A 16,203-nucleotide genomic window follows, 5' to 3' on the forward strand; every position below is an offset into this window, starting at 1 on the left:
GGGCCGGGGGCGCGAACGCCCCCGGCCCGGACGTGTACGTCAGCAGCAGCGGCTGTGCGGGTGGGTCTCCCGGTGCCGCGTGCGCAGCACCTCGTAATCCCGGCGGGTCGGTACCGGCGCGAGGGGATGGCGGCGCCGGTACCGCTCGCAGTAGCGGTCGTACTCGGCCTCACCGGTCAGCTCGCGCAGGTACCAGCGAACGGCCCGCGCCCAGCGCCGGGCGCTCATGACCGGGCTCCCGCCAGCGGTTCGGCGACCTGCTCGGGCACCTCGATACGGGATGCGGCGTACGGCGCCTCGGTGGTCGGCAGCGGGTCGGGGGAACGTACGGCGCGTACGCATACCACCGCCGCGTTGACGATCACCACGGCGACCAGCAGCAGGAACAGGGCGATGAGGACACCGTCGACGGTGGAGTTGGTGACAACGGTGTGCATGTCGTCGAGGGTCTTGGCAGGCGGGAGGACCTGGCCGGCGTCGATGGCGTCGGTGTACCGGGCCCGCTGGGCGAAGAAGCCGACCTTCGGGTCGTCGGAGAAGATCTTCTGCCAGCCGGCGGTGAAGGTGACCGCGACCACCCAGGCCAGCGGAACGCCGGTGATCCAGGCCCAGCGCAGCCGCCCGGATTTGATCAGGACCGTGGTGCAGACGGTGAGGGCGACGGCGGCGAGGAGCTGGTTGGCGATACCGAAGAGGGGGAAGAGCTGGTTGATTCCGCCCAGCGGGTCGGTGGCACCGGTGTAGAGGAAATAGCCCCAGGCGGCCACGACGAGTCCGCTGCACAGCCAGATGCCGGGCTTCCAGTTGACACGGCCGATGGGCTTCCAGACGTTTCCGAGCATGTCCTGGAGCATGAACCGTCCGACGCGGGTGCCCGCGTCGACCGTCGTCAGGATGAACAACGCCTCGAACATGATCGCGAAGTGGTACCAGAATGCCTTCATCGCGGCGCCGCCGAAGAGCCCGGAGAAGATCTCCGACATCCCGACGGCGAGGGTCGGAGCGCCACCTGAGCGGGCGATCAGAGTCTGCTCCTCCACCGCCTTCGCCGCATGCGTCAGCTGGTCGGGGGTGATGGCGAAACCGAGGTCGGCCACCGCATGCGAGGCGGACTCGGCCGTCGTACCGAGCAGGCCGGCGGGAGCGTTCATCGCGTAGTACAGGCCGGGTTCGAGGGTGGCGGCCGCGATCAGCGCCATGATCGCCACGAACGACTCCATCAGCATGGCGCCGTAGCCGATCATCCGTACCTGGGACTCCTTCTGGATCAGCTTCGGAGTGGTCCCGGAGGCGACCAGCGCATGGAAGCCGGACAGGGCGCCACAGGCGATGGTGATGAAGAGGAAGGGGAACAACGCCCCGGCGAAGACCGGACCCGTGCCCGAGGAGGCGAAGTCGCTCACCGCGTCCGCACGCAGTGCGGGGGCGGCGACCACGACCCCCACCGCGAGCAGCGCGATGGTGCCGATCTTCATGAAGGTGGACAGGTAGTCGCGCGGCGCGAGCAGCATCCACACAGGCAGGACAGAGGCGACGAATCCGTATCCGATCAGGCAGAAGACGAGCGTCTCCGGACTGAGGGTGAAGACGTGGGCCAGCGAGGACTCCTGGACCCAGCGGCCACCGACAATGGCGAGCAGCAGCAGTGCCACGCCGATCAGGCTCGTCTCGACGACCCGGCCGGGGCGGATGCGGTGCATCCAGAAGCCCATGAACAGGGCGATGGGGATCGTCATGGCGACGGAGAAGGTGCCCCACGGGGAATGGGCGAGCGCGTTGACCACGACCAGGGCGAGCACGCCAAGCAGGATGATCATGATGGCGAAGACGGCGATCAGGGCCGCCGCGCCGCCCGCCCGGCCGATCTCGTCACGGGCCATCTGCCCGAGCGACTTGCCGTCCCGCCGCATGGACAGGAACAGCACCACCATGTCCTGCACCGCCCCGGCGAAGATCACCCCGGCGACGATCCACAGGGTGCCGGGCAGATAGCCCATCTGGGCCGCCAGCACCGGCCCCACCAGCGGCCCGGCGCCTGCTATCGCGGCGAAGTGGTGGCCGAGCAGCACTCGGCGGTCGGTGGGATGGAAGTCGACTCCGTCCTCCAGGCGTTCGGCGGGAGTGGCCCGGCGGTCGTCGGGCTTCAGCACCCGGCGGACGATGAAGCGGGAGTAGAAGCGGTAGGCGATGGCGTACGAGCCGAGCGCGGCCGCCACCAGCCAGACCGCGGAGATCTCCTCCCCGCGGCCCAGCGCGAGAACGCCCCAGGCAACGGCGCCGAGCAGGGCGACGGCAGCCCACGAGAGGACAGCCCGCGGAGTCATACGGGACCGTGCGGGCGGCGGTCCTTGTGACGTCGTCCGACCGGTTTCGGGCATGGCTGACGTAGGCACGGCGGCTCCTCACCTCGACGGTGGTGTGTGGCGATACGAATGCGTACGGATCAGGGGTCGTGGCGTTCGTTCCTGGTCAGCGCGTACGCGGCGAGCAGGCAGAGGCCGCACCCCGGCACCCAGGCGACCTGGTACCAGTAGAAGAACGGCATCCCCGCGAGCCGGGGGCTCGCACCGGCGTACCAGGGGACCCACAGCAACCCCACCGCGGGAGCGAGGAGCAGTACGGCGATCGCGACGCGCCGTAGCCGGTGCTGACCGGTACGTGCCATGACCAGTGCTCCTCTCCCGTTCGCTGTCGGTCCGTGCAAGAGTTGCCCATCCGCCGGAACTGGTTGACAGCGAATTTCCAGAAGATTTCCCGCCGATTCCGTGTCATCGGAACCGGCCGGTCACGCAACTCTCCGGAGAGGGCTCAGGCACACCAAGGACGGTGACCCATGGCCGACGGCGCCATGACCGCGACGTTCCTCGCCGTGATCGGCGGAGCGTCGCTGCTCGCCGTGACCGCACGCCGGCTGCGGCCGAGCGACCGGCTGCCGTCCCTGGAGGGCTGGGCACTGGCCGACCGGAGCCTCGGCCCCGTGTGGACCTGGCTGCTGCTCGGCGGCACGATCTTCACCGCCTACACCTTCACCGCCGTACCGGGACTGGCGTACGGCAACGGGGCATCGGCCTTCTTCGCGGTGCCGTACACGGTCATCGTCTGTCCGCTCGCCTTCGTCCTGCTGGCCCGGCTGTGGAACGTGGCCCGGCGGCACGGCTATGTCACCACCGCCGACTTCGTGCGCGGGCGATACGGCTCGCAGCCGCTGGCGCTGGTGGTCGCGCTGACCGGGATCCTGGCGACGATGCCGTATCTGGCGCTGCAGCTGCTCGGCATACGCGCGGTGTTGACGGCCGGGGGTGTGTACGCGCGAGGTGCGGCCGGAGACCTGGTGATGGTGGCGCTGTTCGCCGGGCTCGCCGTGGCCACGTACCGGCACGGGCTGCGCGCGCCCGCCGTCATCTCCGCGCTCAAGGCGGTCGCCGTCTTCGTCTCGCTCACCGCGGTCACCTGGCTGGTCCTGGAGCGGCTCGGCGGCCCAGGACCGGTCTTCGACGGCGCGGCACGGCGGCTCGGCGGCACTGACGCCGCGCACTCTCCGCTGGTCCTCACCTCCGCCCAGCAGCCCGCGTACGCCACGCTCGCCCTCGGCTCCGCGCTGGCCCTGCTGATGTACCCGCACGTGCTCACTGCGGGTTTCGCCGGCAACGGCCCGCGCACCCTGCGCAAGGTCTCGGTGGCGCTGCCCGCTTGGACGGGACTGCTCGCGCTCTTCGGCTTCCTCGGCATCGCGGCCCTCGCGGCGGGGGTGCGGGCCCCGAAGGGCGGCGCCGAGGCCGCCGTGCCGATGCTGGTCGACCGGCTGATGCCGGCGCCGCTGGCCGGGCTGGTGTTCGCCGCGATCACCGTGGGGGCGCTGGTCCCGGCCGCCGTCATGTCGATCGCGGCCGCCACCAGCTTCGTACGCAACGTATACGTCGAGTACGTGCATCCGACGGCCACGCCCAAGCGGCAGGTGCGCATCGCCAAGGCCGTGTCGCTGACCGCGAAGGTGGGGGCGGTCGCGTTCGTGTTCGGACTGCGCGACCAGGACGCCGTCAACCTCCAGTTGCTCGGCGGTGTATGGATCCTGCAGATCTTTCCGGCCGTGGCCGTCGGACTGTTCACCGGCCGGCTGCACCCCCGAGCCCTGCTGGCCGGATGGGGGGTGGGCATGGTGGCCGGAACATTTCTGGTGGTGCGAGGAGGCTTCTCCTCGATCGTGCCCCTCGGCGTCGGGGAGCAGCCGCTGGAGATCTATGCCGGGCTCGCGGCCCTGCTCCTCAATCTGACCGTCGCCGTGACCGGGACCGCCGCCCTCGAGCGCCTCGGTGTCCCGCGCGGCGCCGACGTCACCGGCCTGCCGTCCCGCCTGACCGTCAGGCGGCGCCCCGAGACGGGAGCGAACAACCCATGAGACGCAGACAGCACCTACCCGTCCCGGTGTCGCAGGCCGCCCGGACCGCCGAGCCGCCACCGCAGGCCGCCGCGCCGGTGACACGCCCCACCGCCGGGGACGAGGAGCTCGCTACGGCGCTGAGCGATCCGGCCGAGTTGGAGCGGGAGGCGGCCCTGGCCCGCCTGTTCGAGCTGCACTACGCCTCGATGCTGCGCCTCGCCGTCCTGCTGGGCGCCGACGACCCGGAAAACGTGGTGGCCGAGGCGTACTACCAGATCTACCGGAAGTGGCGGCGACTGCGGGACACCGAGGCGGCGGAGGCGTATCTGCGCTCCACGGTGTGCAATCTGACCCGGATGCGGATCCGCCACCTCCAAGTGGCCCGCAAGCACGCCGAGAACCCGCCCCGCGACGTGGTTGCCTCCGCCGAGAGCACGGCCCTGCTCCACGACGACCAGCGCGTACTGATCGACGCCCTTCAGCAACTGCCCGCCCGGCAGCGCGAAGCGCTCGTCCTGCGCCACTGGCTCGGTCTCAAGGAGGGGGAGATAGCCGCCGCGATGGGCATCTCCTGCGGATCGGTCAAGACACACACCGCACGCGGCATCGCCGCCTTGACCCAGGTGATGGAGGCCCGGCGATGAACGACACCTCACCGAACCAGACGGGAAAGCCGGAAAAGGACCAGGAGGACCCGGGCCTGGACCGTACCGAACAGGAGCTGCGCGCAGCCCTGGAGACGCTGGCCGACGGAGTGCGAGCCGCCCCCGATGCCTATCGCACGGCCCGCGGTGACTGGTTGCGCCGGGAACGGCGTCGACGGCTGGTTCTCGCCGTCCTGATCGCGGTCGTCTTCACGCTCGCGACTCTGATCGGCCTGTGGGTCCTCAACCAGACCCCGTCCAGCGCCGGCGTGATCTTCTCGGGTGCGCAGCAATATCGCTCATCCGGGTCCTGAGCTGCTGAGCCTGCCGTGGTGAGGAACACCGCGCCCGCGACGGACACGGGGACCGACGGGCCCAGCACGGCGACCTGCTTCGGGGCCGGTCCCGGAGCTGGACCTGGTCCTCCTCAGAGCACTCACGGAAGCACTCACGGAAGCACTCACGGAAGCCGAACGCCTCACGGACCTCCGTCCGGTGACCGCTTGGTCGCCCGGCCCGCCCAGTAGTACCGCGTTTTCCGCGTTCGTCAGGTCTTGCGCGGCCAAACCGCCGATCTCCCGTTCGCGGACCGTCAGCGGGTCGTAGGCCGGGCCGGCTTCGGCGGGCATCGGCCGGGACCGTCGGCTGTGGACTGCAGCCGCAGTCGTCCACCGCGGCCCGCGTTCTTCTCGAACACGACACCGTCTGCTCGTGGTGTCGCACGTTGTCGCACGAGCGCTCGGAACACGCCGGATCCGGCGAAACGGGGCCTCAACCGGAGCGGCCGTGGGTGACCTGCTCGGCCTTGCGGGTGCGGGCCCGACAGCAGTCGCGTACCGCCCGCAGCCGTGAGCGATTGCGGGCCTCGGCCCGCTTTTCGTGCTGAACGGTCAGTGCGTCCACCACGCCCAGGAAATGACGCGCAGCTGGCACCGTGTGTGGGCCACAGCATTCCAGGCCGCGAACCAGGCCGCGAAGAACGAATGCGGCCTCGACCAGTATGAAGTTCGCCGCTATCCGGGCTGGTACCGGCACATCACCCTTGCCATGCTCGCCCACGCGTTCCTGGCCGTCATCGCAGCCCAGACCACCGAAAAGGGAGCAGCAGAAACGACACCGACCCACACCCCACCATGGACCAGTCACCCATGCTCTGAACTGGTCCCTCTGGCGCAGACGACACCAAGCCCTCGCCGCCGCTGCCACTACCGAAGAAGAACCAGCTCAGGAAACGATTTCTAACTGGAGTACTAGGGCAGGACCGCGCCCCGGGGGCACCTCCCGGCGACATCGGGCAGGGGGCGCCCTTCCCTGCGCGGCGCAACTCGCGTCTGACGGGCGGAGGGAGGCGCTGATGTGATCCCCTGTGGGGGGTGGCGCTTGCCGAGGATGAGGGAGCCGCGAGGTGCGACGTACGACACGGGTGAGCATCGGGATGGCCTGCGCACTGGCGCTGAGCGCAGGGTGCTCGGGCGGGGGCGGCGGCACGGGGGACGAGCCGTCAGGCAAGGAAAGCCGCAGTTCCGGCGCGGCGTCGACACCGAGCGCGGCACCGGCCAAGGGCTCCGTGAAGGTGGTCAAGATCCTCACGACCGGCCTCAAGACCCCCTGGGGGCTCGCACCGTTGCCCGGCGGCGACCTGCTGGTCTCCTCGCGGGACACCGGCAAGATCCTGCGCATCGACGCCGACAGCGGCAAGAAGACGGAGGTCGGCTCGGTGCCGGGGGTGGAGCCCGGCGGCGAGGGCGGGCTGATGGGACTGGCGGTGCCGCCGGACGGGGCGCAGGCGGGAAAGATGGTGTACGCGTACTTCACCTCCGCCTCCGACAACCGGATCGTGCGGATGGTCTACGACGACAAAAAGGAACCCGGCGACCAGTTGGGCGCTCCGGACACCATCCTCAAGGGCATCCCCAAGAGCGAGATCCACAACGGCGGACGGATCGCCTTCGGCCCCGACAAGATGCTCTACGCGGGGACCGGCGACTCCGGCGACGGCGACCTCGCCCAGGACAAGAAGTCGCTGGGCGGCAAGATCCTCCGGATGACGCCCGAGGGCGAGCCGGCCGGACACGGCAACCCCGAACCGGACTCGGTCGTCTACAGCTGGGGGCACCGCAATGTGCAGGGCCTGGACTGGGACCGCGAGAACCGGCTGTGGGCCTCCGAGTTCGGGCAGGACACCTGGGACGAGCTCAACCTGATCGAACCGGGCAAGAACTACGGCTGGCCGGACGCCGAGGGCAAGAGCGACGACAAGCGCTTCCGCAACCCGGTCGAGCAGTGGCACACCGACGTCGCCTCCCCCAGCGGGCTCGCCGTCGCGAAGGGGTCGGTGTGGATGGCCGGGCTGCGCGGCGAGCGGCTGTGGCGCATTCCGCTCAAGGGTGCGGAACCCGCAGCCGCCCCCCAAGCGTTCCTGAAGGGAAAATACGGACGGCTCCGTACGGTCGTCGCCGACCACGGCACCGGTGGTGGCGACGGGCTCTGGCTGGTCACGAGCGAGACGGACGGACGTGGCTCACCGGAGAAGGGGGACGACCGAATCCTGCGACTCAAGGTGCGCTGAGGATGGTCAGATGTTCAACCTCATAGAGGAGCTGTTCGCGCCAGGACGCAAACACACCGACGACGAGCAGCGGCGGCTCGAGCACACCCGGGTCGAGGAAGGCAGCAACGACCCCGGCAAGGGACCGATCGACCTGGCCTCCGGCCACGTTCTCATCCGTCCACCCGGGCAACGGACCGCCCCGCAGCCGGGGCAGGAGCCGGATGTGGAGTCGGGGCGGGAGCCGGATCCGGACCTGGAGGCGGGGCAGGAGCCGGACCTGGACCTGGAGGCTGGGCAGGATCCGCGGCAGGAGTAGCAGGCAGGGTTGGAGCAGGAGTCGGGGCTGGAGCAGGAGTCGGGGTCGGAGGTTTCGGGGGCGGCGCGGAGGCCGGAGCCGGGCCCGCCGATGACCCGCGAGCCGCCGACGGCGCAGGAGTCGTCCTCCGCGGAGAGCCCGTCCTCCGCGGAGAGCCCGTCCTCTGCGGGGTGCTCGTCCTCGGCGGAGGGCTCGTCCTCTGCGAGGGGGGCGTCTTCGGCGGAGGGCTCGTCCCCGGCGAGGGGCTCGTCCCCGGCCGCGGAGTCGTTCTCGGCGAAGAGGGCGTCCCTGTCCCCGGCGCCGCCGCTGAGTTGAGGCCATTGCCGGTGCTGTCCGGGCCGACCAGGCGCAGCCGGAAGGCCATGGCCGCCGCTTCGCCGCGCGTGGTGACGCCCAGCTTGGCGAGGATGTTGGAGACGTGCACGCTGGCCGTCTTCGGGGAGATGTGCAGCCGCTCGGCGATCTGCCGGTTACTGCGGCCCTCGGCGACCAGTCCCAGCACGTCGCGCTCCCGCCGGGTGAGCCCGAACGACTCGGCAGGGTCGGCGGTCCGCGCGGACGCTGCCTGTGCCTCGGGATGCTCCGCCCCTCCCCCGCCGTCGCCACCCGGCCGGTCGTGACCGCCGTCCAGCGCGATCCGCGCCCGCAGCGCGAGCTGTTCGGCCTCGGTCCGCAGCGGTGCGGCGCCCAGGCGTACGGCCGCGGCATGAGCCTGCCGCAGCGGTTCCTCCGCGCCCTGCGCGCCGCCCCGTGCGCCCCGGGCCTGCAGCAGCGCATCGGCCCAGCGCAGCCGGGCGCGGGCCAGTGGCCAGGGCTGGCCCGCCGGTTCCAGGGCCAGCGCCGCCGCCTCCCACAGCTGCGGGTCGTTCCGCCCAGCGGCGCGCTGCAACTCGGCCTCCAGGAGCAGGGCGTAGCCCTCCCACACCGGCGCGGGCCGGGGCAGCCGGCGGGCCGCGTAGCGCACCTCGGACAGCACGTCGGCCCGCCCCCGCTCGGCGTCCGGCAGCCCGCGCAGCTCCGCCTCGTGGGAGGCGGCGGCGTACAGCAGTGCCCATGCGTAGGGGTGGGAGCCGGGCGGGAAATCCTCGTCCAGGGCGGTGGTCAGCTCGGCGCGTGCCTGCTCCAGCTCGCCGCGCTCGGCGGCCAGCACCATCGTGAAACACCGCAGCGCCACGACTCGCTGGGGCTCTCCGGAGGGGGACGAGCCCATGGTGGCCACCGCTTCCTCGACGGCGGACTCCAGCCCGGGCAGATCGCCCCGGCCGTGGGCCAGCCGGGCGCGGAGGAGCGCGACCCAGGCGCGTACATCGGCGACCCGCGCCGCGGCTCTGGCTCTCTCCAGGAGTTCGGCAGCGCGCGGCCACTCCCCCAGCGACAGCAGTGCCTCGGCCTGCCCGGCGAGGGCTCCCGCATGGGAGTTGGGACGGTTGCGCTCGCGGGCCACGTGGGCCGCTCGGGCGGCTTCCTCGGCAGCCTGCGCCGAGCGGCCCACCGCCTCCAGCTCGACGGCGATGTTGATGGCGGCGCAGGTCATCACCGAGGTGACCCCCGCCTCATCCGCCTCGTCCCGGGCCCTGGCCAGCTCGGCCAAGCCCTCTTCCAGATCGCCCGATTCGGCCAGCAGGGTGCCCAGGGTGACCCTGGCGTCCAGCTCGATGGCCGTCGCGCCCACCACCCGGGCCAGCTCCACGGCGCGGACGGCCGTCGCCAGTGCCTCCCGCCCGGGGCGGTGCACCATGCCCCAGCTCGCGGCGCTGGAGAGCACCTCGGCGTGCACGGCGGAGGGCGGCAGTCCGCGGATCAGCTCCTGGGCCTTGGCGATCTGCGTCCAGCCGTCGCCCTTGCCGGTGTCCTCCAGCAGCATCCCCAGCTTCAGCTGGAACCAGGCGCTGGCGAGCGGGTCCTTCGTCTCGTCCAGCCGGGCCAGCGCACGGCGGGCGAGCACCTTGGCGCGCGCCACATCACCGCTGGTCCTGGCGGCGACGACGGCCTCAGCGAGCACCTCGATGAAGTGCGGCGGCTGGGAGAGGCAGGAGCCGCCGGGACCGACCGGGGCGTCAACGGCGGGGAACGTGCGCGGGATCCGCAGCGCGGGAAGCCCGGCCCTGGCCTCCGTCGGCACCTCGTCCCACAACTCGATGACGCGCTCGAGGAGTTGGTGCTCCTCGGCGTACGCGTGCCGATGCCGCGCCTCGACCGAGGCGGAGAGCGCCGCCGGGAGCGCCTTGGCCGCGTCCCGGCTGCGGTGCCAGTAGTGCGCCAGGCGTGCCAGCCGCTCCTCGGCGCGCACCAGTGACGGCTCCGCCTCCAGCGCCTCCGCGTAGCGGCGGCTGACCTGGGCCAGCTCGCCGGGGAGCAGGTCCTCGCGCACCGCCTCGCGCAGCAGGGCGTGCCGGAAGAGATAGCCCGAGCCGTCCTCGGTGGGGCGCAGCACATTGGCGCCGACCGCCGAGCGCAGGGCCGCCAGCAGCGTGTCCTCGCTCAGCCCGGCGACGGCGGCCAGCAGTGCGTGCTCCACGGCGGAGCCACCGCCCGCGGCGAGCCGCACCACGCGCTGCGCCGACTCGGGCAGCGCCTCGACCCGGACGAGCAGCAGATCGCGCAGCGAGTCGCTGATGGCGCACGCGGCGTCGGTGGCGGTCAGCTCCTCGACGAAGAAGGGGATGCCCTCGGAGCGGCGGAAGATCTCCTCGGCCTGCTCGCTCGCGGGCTCGGCACCGTTGATCCCGGTGATCTGGTCGCGGACCTCGGCCCTGGTGAGGCGCGGCAGCTCCAGGTGGAGAACGGTACGCAGCCGGTCCTGCTCGGCGAGGAAGGGGCGCAGTGGGTGCCTGCGGTGGATGTCGTCCGTGCGGTAGGTGGCCAGCAGCACCAGCCGGCAGGCGCGTACGGAACGGAAGAGATAGCCGAGGAGTTCGCGGGTGGAGCGGTCGGCCCACTGGAGGTCTTCGAGGGCGACGACGAGGGTGCGGTCGGCGGCCAGCCGCTCCAGCAGTTGGGCCGTCGCCTCGAAGAGCCGGGCGCGTCCGCCGTCGGCGCCGTAGTCGTTCTCCTCGCGCTGCGGCGCCGCGGGCCCCGGCACGGCCAGGTCGGGCAGCAGCCGGGCCAGTTCGCCCTCGCGGCCTTCGGCGGCGGCTGCGAGGGCCGTCGGCGGCACGGCGCTGCGCAGGCCGCGCAGCGCCGTGGTGAAGGGCGCGAAGGGGAGGCCGTCCGCGCCCAGTTCGAGACAGCCGCCGAGCGTGGTGACGCCGCCCGCCGCACGGGCCCGCTCCAGGAACTCCTCCAGGAGCCGGGTCTTGCCCACGCCGGCTTCGCCGCCCAGCAGCAGCGCCTGGGGCGCGCCCGTGCCGGCGGAGGCAAGGGCCTTGGTGAGAGCGGCCAGTTCGGCGGTGCGACCGACGAACACAGGGCTGACAGCGGTTTTCAGGGGCACGTGGCTCAGCATCGCATCCGGCACCGGCATAGGGCATCTGCCTTACTCGCGGTGATACGGACGGTCACGCCGCCGGTACCCACACCGGCTCCTCGTCGTCCCGTTTCCCTGGCCGGCGGCCGAACCAGGAGCGGGCAGGGCGTGCGGCGCGCCGCTGCTCCCGAACGGCCGCCTTGGCGGCGCGGACCAGCCGCGCGTGCTCGGCCTCGCGGCGCAGGTCGTCCATGCGGAGCTGGTGCTGGCTGTTGCTGAGGTCGTACAGCATGGCGGTGGCCCCCTCGGGGAGTGGTGTGGGATGAGTGCTCGTGCACTGCGTGCTTCCACACTGCTTCCTGAGGGGGCCCCGGCACATCGGGCATCTGCCCAGTCTTGGGTGCCCCGAGGGCCTTAGGAACCTGCCCGGCAGACCGTGCGCCCCCTTAGTAAGGCCCCCGCACGGTCACTGGCCGGGGGTCGAGGGCACCTTGGGCTGGGCCGCGAACAGGTCGAAGTACATACCGCCGGCGACGACGAGGCCGATCAGTCCGAGCAGCACCCCGCCCAGCGAGACGGCCTTGACCCAGCCGCGGGCGCCGGGGCGACCGCTGAGCGACGCCAGGAGGAGTCCGCCCACCACCAGGGCCAGCACGGCGAAGATGCCGTTGACGACGGCTGCCGCGTGCCAGGGTGCGCCGTAGACGGAGTTGACCTGGTCGGCGGCCGAGCCGCCTGAGCCGCCCTGAGCGCCGCTCTCGATCTGGCCGATGAGGCTCTTGCGCTCGCGCAGCATCTCGCTGAACGAGGTGCCGGTCAGCGAGGCGAGTCCGAGCCCGGCGCTGACGACGGCGACGGCGCCACCCACCCAGTCGCTGCCCCGGCCCGTCCGGCGTTCAGCGGCATCGCGACCGGCGTCGTCGTGCGCATCGCCGTGCACGTCCTCGTATGCGTCATCGTGCGCGTCGCCGTGCGCGTCGTCGGTGGCGTCCTCAGACGCCTTACGGACGTCCACCGCAGGCGCGGCGCGGGTCGTCGCCGCGTCGGGCTTCGCGTCCGGCTCCGCGTCGGACTTTCCCTGCGCTGGGACCGCCTCGTCGGTCGGCTCGTCGGTGAGGGACTTCTCAGTCCGCTTCTGCGTGGTCTTCGTGCTTTCGGTAGCCATGGGCGGCCACCGTAGGGGCGGTTTCTGAGAGACCGATGAGAGACCCGGTGCGCTGGCTCACCAGCGGTACGGGAGCGCTCTCGGGAGCCCCGGGAACGGCGTCCTCCGCGCCCGTGTCCGGCTCGATCGCGCCCGTGTCCGGCTCGATCGCGCTCGTGTCCGGCTCGATGCTCAGCCGGGGCATCCGTCGCTCCAGCCATCGCGGCAGCCACCAGTTGGCGCCGCCCAGCATGTGCATCAGCGCCGGCACCAGCAGCGTACGCAGGACGAACGCGTCCAGCGCGACCGCGGACGCCAGCGCGATGCCGAACATGGCGATGAGCCGGTCGCCGCTGAGCACGAACCCGCCGAAGACGGAGATCATGATCACGGCCGCGGAGTTGATCACCTTGCTGGTCTCCGAGAGCCCCACCCGCACCGCGCGTCTGTTGTCGCCAGTCAGCCGCCATTCCTCGTACATCCGGCTGACCAGGAAGACCTGGTAGTCCATGGAGAGCCCGAAGAGCACCGAAATCATGATCACGGGCAGGAAGGGCTCGATGGGGCCCGCGCTGCCCAGTCCGAGCATCTCGCTCCCCCAGCCCCACTGGAAGACGGCGACCACGATGCCGAAGGCGGCGGCAACTGCCGCGATGTTCATGACAGCGGCCTTGATCGGAATGCCGATGCTGCGGAACGCCAGCAGGAGCAGCAGACAGCCGAGCCCGATGACCACACCGCCGAAGAGCGGCAGCTTGCCGACGATGATGTCCGCGAAGTCGTCGTGCCCCGCGGTCGTGCCGCCGACCAGGACGTCCATGGTCGAGCCGTCCTCGGCCTTCGGCAGTACGTCACCGCGCAGCCGGTCCACCAGCTGGGAGGTGGACTCCGACTGCGGAGAGCTGTCCGGCACCACGGTGATCACGCCGGTGTCGCCGCTGCCGTTGAACTGCGGGCCGCTCACATCGGCCACGCCCGGGGTGTCGCGCAGGTCCTCCCGGAGGTGGTCGAAGGCGAGCTTGTCGCCGGCCCCGTCCAGCTCGCCGACCAGCGTCAGCGGGCCGTTGGTGCCAGGACCGAAACCGTCCGCCAGCATGTCGTACGCCTTGCGGGTGGTGCTGGCGGCGGGATCGTTGCCCTGGTCCGAGGTGCCCAGGTGCAGCCCGAGCGCGGGCAGCGCGAGCACCGCCATCAGCACCGCGGCGATCACACCCAGCAGCCTTGGGTGCCGCTCCACGAAGGCGGACCAGCGCATGGCGAAGCCCGTGGGCCGGTCGGGGCGTGGCCCGTGCTCGCTCAGCTGCCGTCGCTCGCGGCGGCTGAGCGCACGCATGCCGATGAAACCGAGCATGGCCGGCAGCAGCGTGACGGAGGCCGCCACGCTGAGCAGCACGGTGAGGCTGGCGGCTATCGCCACGCCGTTGAGGAAGCCGAGCCGCAGGATGAACATGCCCAGCAGCGCGATGCAGACCGTGGCGCCCGCGAAGACGACCGCGCGCCCCGAGACGGCGACCGCGCGCCGGGCGGCCTCCTCCACCGGCAGCCCGGCACGCAGTCCTCTTCGGTGCCGGGTGACGATGAACAGCGCGTAGTCGATGCCCACGCCCAGTCCGATGAGCATGCCCAGCATGGGTGCGAAGTCCGCGACGGTCATCGCCTTGCTGAGCAGTCCGATGCCGGCCGCCGCCGTGCCCACCGCGACCACGGCGTTGATCAGGGGCAGCGCCGTCGCGGCGAGCGAGCCGAAGGCGAGGAAGAGCACCACGGCGGCCGCTGCCAGCCCGATGCCCTCGGCCAGGTGCGCCTTGGGCGACTCCGCCGCCGCCACACCGGAACCGCCCGCCTCGGCCTGGAGGCCGAGGTCCGGGTCGGAAGCGTCCCGGATGGTCTCGACGACGTGCTGCACCTTCTTCTCGCCCAGCTCATCGGTGGGCTTGTCGAAGCTGAGGTCGGCGTAGGCGGTCTGCCCGTCCTTACTGATCTTTCCCGCGCCGTGCGGTCCGTAGGGCGACTCGACGGAGGCGACGCCCGGCAGCTGCTCGATGTCCCGCAGTGTGTCCGTCATCCGCTCCTGGACGGCGGTCGCGCGCACGCTCTGCGTGTCCGTATGCCACACGATCGTGTCACTGCCGCCGGCCCGGTCGGGAAAGGCGCTCTCCATCCGCTGCGCCGCCCGGCCCGATTCGGTGCCCTGGGCGCCGTAGTCGTCGGAGTAGGAGCTGCCGAGGAGTGACGAGGCGGTCACGGCACCTACGAGGGTGACGAGCCACAGCAGCAGAACGAGGAGGCGGCGCTTCAGGCACCAGCGGGCAAGAGCGGTCACGGGCGTCGCCTGCTCCCTGGAGTCGTACGGGCACGGAGGGGCGCGGCGTCCCCGGTCCGCCGCAGCTGGGGGCCTCCCGGCCGGGAGCCGGGGGGAGGGGTCCGAGGCAATCGAGAACCTCGCCTCAAGGACCGCGCTCTTGGCAGCGTGCCATCCCGGAAAGATCGATTGCGGCCTTTGTGGTGATACCCACAATGCGCACGGCCCCGCGTACCAGCGTGTAACCGGGCCCTCACCGCGTATCCGGCCGCCTGCGGACGCTTGCTCCGCAACCGGACATGGAGGCCGCGCGGACGGCTGTCGGGAGCGGGTCGGGAGCGGGCCCGGGGGGCGACCGGGAACGGGCCCGGGAACGCGTCGGGGCACACATCGGGGCATGCACCGGGTACCGCCGCCGCTGGTACCCATTAGCCTGTGGGAGCCGTCCGGCGCCCGCACCGCGGCAGTTGGACGGCCGGACGAACGCCTGGACGGCTCGAAGCACGCACCACACGGGATGGGGGACGGTCGTTACGTATGCCCAGGGAATTGCAACGCGGCCACAAGGCCAAGATCAGTGATCTGACCGCGGGCACGGATCTGTACGTGGGCGTGCAGATCGCCGGAGCGGGACTCTCCTTCGACATCAGCTGTTTCGGGCTGGACGAGCAGGAACGGCTCTCCGACGACCGCTACTTCATCTTCTTCAACCAGCCCAAGTCGCCGGAGGAGTCCCTTCAGCTCCTCGGGGCGCAGGCCGGGGACACCGAATCCTTCCGGGTGACGCTGGAGCGGATTCCGCCGCAGGTGCAGCGCCTGTCGTTCACGGCGACGATCGACGGCGCCGGGCAGATGTCGCAGATCGGCCCGGGTTACATCAGGCTGGTGGCGGGCGGCGAGGAAGTCGCCCGGTATCCCTTCGACGGCTCCGAGTTCAGCACCGAGCGCGCCGTGATGCTGGGGGACATCTACCGGAAGAACGACATCTGGCGGTTCGCCGCGATCGGCCAGGGCTTCGACGGGGGTCTGGACGCGCTGCTGAAGAACTTCGGCGGCGAGGTGCTGGAGGAGCAGGAGCCGGAGCCGCAGCAGGCCGCGCCCGCGGGCGGTGCGGTGCCCGGATTCGCGCCACCAGGAGGGGGTCCGGCGGCGCAGCAGCCCGCGCCCGGGTTCGCCCCTCCGGCAGCGACCGCGCCGGAGCCGCAGGCGCCCCAGGCACCTCAGGCGCCGCAGCCCCAAATGGCACAGCAGCCTCAGGCACCGCAGCAACCGCAAGCACCGCAGGTAGCGCAGCAGCCACCAGCACCGCAGCAGCCGCAGGTTCCGCAGCAGCCCCAGCAACCCACGACGCCGGACGTGCACGGCGCGCCCACCATGGCCGCCCCCATCGTCCAGCCCCCGCACGGCGGCCAAGTGCCGCCGCCACCACAAGCCCCGCAGGCCCCGCAAGCGCCTCAGGCAC

13 protein-coding genes and 2 pseudogenes are annotated in these 16,203 nt (G+C 71.6%); 7 read left to right on the forward strand and 8 right to left on the reverse strand.

From position 1 onward, the window contains the following. Positions 1-39: 39 nt before the first annotated feature. The 3 genes from ITI46_RS27260 to ITI46_RS27270 form a co-directional block, all read right to left on the reverse strand. Positions 40-228 carry a YbdD/YjiX family protein gene (locus ITI46_RS27260; protein WP_209242563.1) on the reverse strand — a complete coding sequence of 63 codons (189 nt, stop codon included), beginning with the start codon at positions 226-228 and terminating at the stop codon, positions 40-42. Beyond that, positions 225-2,378, reverse strand: a complete 2,154-nt coding sequence (locus ITI46_RS27265; protein WP_280634835.1) for a carbon starvation CstA family protein — start codon at positions 2,376-2,378, stop codon at positions 225-227. Before ITI46_RS27265 ends, ITI46_RS27260 begins: the two co-directional genes overlap by 4 nt. 65 nt (positions 2,379-2,443) lie before the next feature. Then, a complete protein-coding gene (locus ITI46_RS27270; protein WP_209242565.1) occupies positions 2,444-2,665 on the reverse strand; it encodes a DUF3311 domain-containing protein in 222 nt (73 codons plus the stop codon). A gap of 168 nt (positions 2,666-2,833) precedes the next feature. On the opposite strand from ITI46_RS27270, the gene ITI46_RS27275 reads away from it, so the two are divergent. Genes ITI46_RS27275 through ITI46_RS27285 form a run of 3 tightly spaced genes read left to right on the forward strand, consistent with a single transcriptional unit; the run spans position 2,834 to position 5,336 of the window. After that, a complete protein-coding gene (locus ITI46_RS27275; protein ID WP_209242566.1) occupies positions 2,834-4,396 on the forward strand; it encodes a sodium:solute symporter family protein in 1,563 nt (520 codons plus the stop codon). Then, complete coding sequence (locus ITI46_RS27280; RefSeq protein ID WP_209242567.1) at positions 4,393-5,022, forward strand: sigma-70 family RNA polymerase sigma factor; 630 nt, start codon at positions 4,393-4,395, stop codon at positions 5,020-5,022. The genes ITI46_RS27275 and ITI46_RS27280 overlap by 4 nt, the downstream gene beginning before the upstream one ends. Continuing rightward, positions 5,019-5,336 (forward strand): hypothetical protein, encoded by a 318-nt coding sequence (locus ITI46_RS27285; protein ID WP_209242568.1) that lies wholly within the window; start codon positions 5,019-5,021, stop codon positions 5,334-5,336. Before ITI46_RS27280 ends, ITI46_RS27285 begins: the two co-directional genes overlap by 4 nt. A gap of 457 nt (positions 5,337-5,793) precedes the next feature. Here the strand turns inward: ITI46_RS27285 and ITI46_RS27290 are convergent, their stop codons facing one another. Then, on the reverse strand, positions 5,794-5,955 hold the full coding sequence (locus ITI46_RS27290) for a hypothetical protein (RefSeq protein ID WP_209242575.1): 162 nt from the start codon (positions 5,953-5,955) through the stop codon (positions 5,794-5,796). A gap of 33 nt (positions 5,956-5,988) precedes the next feature. Between ITI46_RS27290 and ITI46_RS35135 the strand changes: the two are divergent. The 3 genes and pseudogenes from ITI46_RS35135 to ITI46_RS36120 all read left to right on the forward strand — a co-directional run. Continuing rightward, positions 5,989-6,264 (forward strand): annotated as a pseudogene (locus tag ITI46_RS35135) (hypothetical protein); the annotation flags it as partial. Positions 6,265-6,427: 163 nt separating this feature from the next. Further along, positions 6,428-7,591 carry a PQQ-dependent sugar dehydrogenase gene (locus tag ITI46_RS27295; protein ID WP_372452083.1) on the forward strand — a complete coding sequence of 388 codons (1,164 nt, stop codon included), beginning with the start codon at positions 6,428-6,430 and terminating at the stop codon, positions 7,589-7,591. Positions 7,592-7,601: 10 nt separating this feature from the next. Further along, positions 7,602-7,688, forward strand: a pseudogene (locus tag ITI46_RS36120) (DUF6191 domain-containing protein); the annotation flags it as partial. Positions 7,689-7,743: 55 nt separating this feature from the next. Here the strand turns inward: ITI46_RS36120 and ITI46_RS27305 are convergent. The 4 genes from ITI46_RS27305 to ITI46_RS27320 form a co-directional block, all read right to left on the reverse strand. Continuing rightward, positions 7,744-11,352, reverse strand: coding sequence for a helix-turn-helix transcriptional regulator (locus tag ITI46_RS27305; RefSeq protein ID WP_247746662.1), 3,609 nt, complete (start codon positions 11,350-11,352; stop codon positions 7,744-7,746). Between the two features lie 34 nt (positions 11,353-11,386). After that, positions 11,387-11,587 (reverse strand): hypothetical protein, encoded by a 201-nt coding sequence (locus tag ITI46_RS27310; protein ID WP_209242570.1) that lies wholly within the window; start codon positions 11,585-11,587, stop codon positions 11,387-11,389. Between the two features lie 174 nt (positions 11,588-11,761). After that, positions 11,762-12,460, reverse strand: coding sequence for a hypothetical protein (locus ITI46_RS27315; protein ID WP_209242571.1), 699 nt, complete (start codon positions 12,458-12,460; stop codon positions 11,762-11,764). Continuing rightward, positions 12,420-14,762, reverse strand: coding sequence for an MMPL family transporter (locus ITI46_RS27320; protein WP_209242572.1), 2,343 nt, complete (start codon positions 14,760-14,762; stop codon positions 12,420-12,422). The genes ITI46_RS27315 and ITI46_RS27320 overlap by 41 nt, the downstream gene beginning before the upstream one ends. Before the next feature lie 516 nt (positions 14,763-15,278). Here ITI46_RS27320 and ITI46_RS27325 point away from each other — a divergent pair. After that, the coding region (locus ITI46_RS27325; protein ID WP_209242573.1) for a TerD family protein at positions 15,279-16,203 on the forward strand (925 nt) is incomplete at its 3' end.

It is taken from the genome of Streptomyces oryzae, from assembly GCF_017676365.1.
GTDB classification, from domain to species: Bacteria; Actinomycetota; Actinomycetes; order Streptomycetales; family Streptomycetaceae; genus Streptomyces; species Streptomyces oryzae.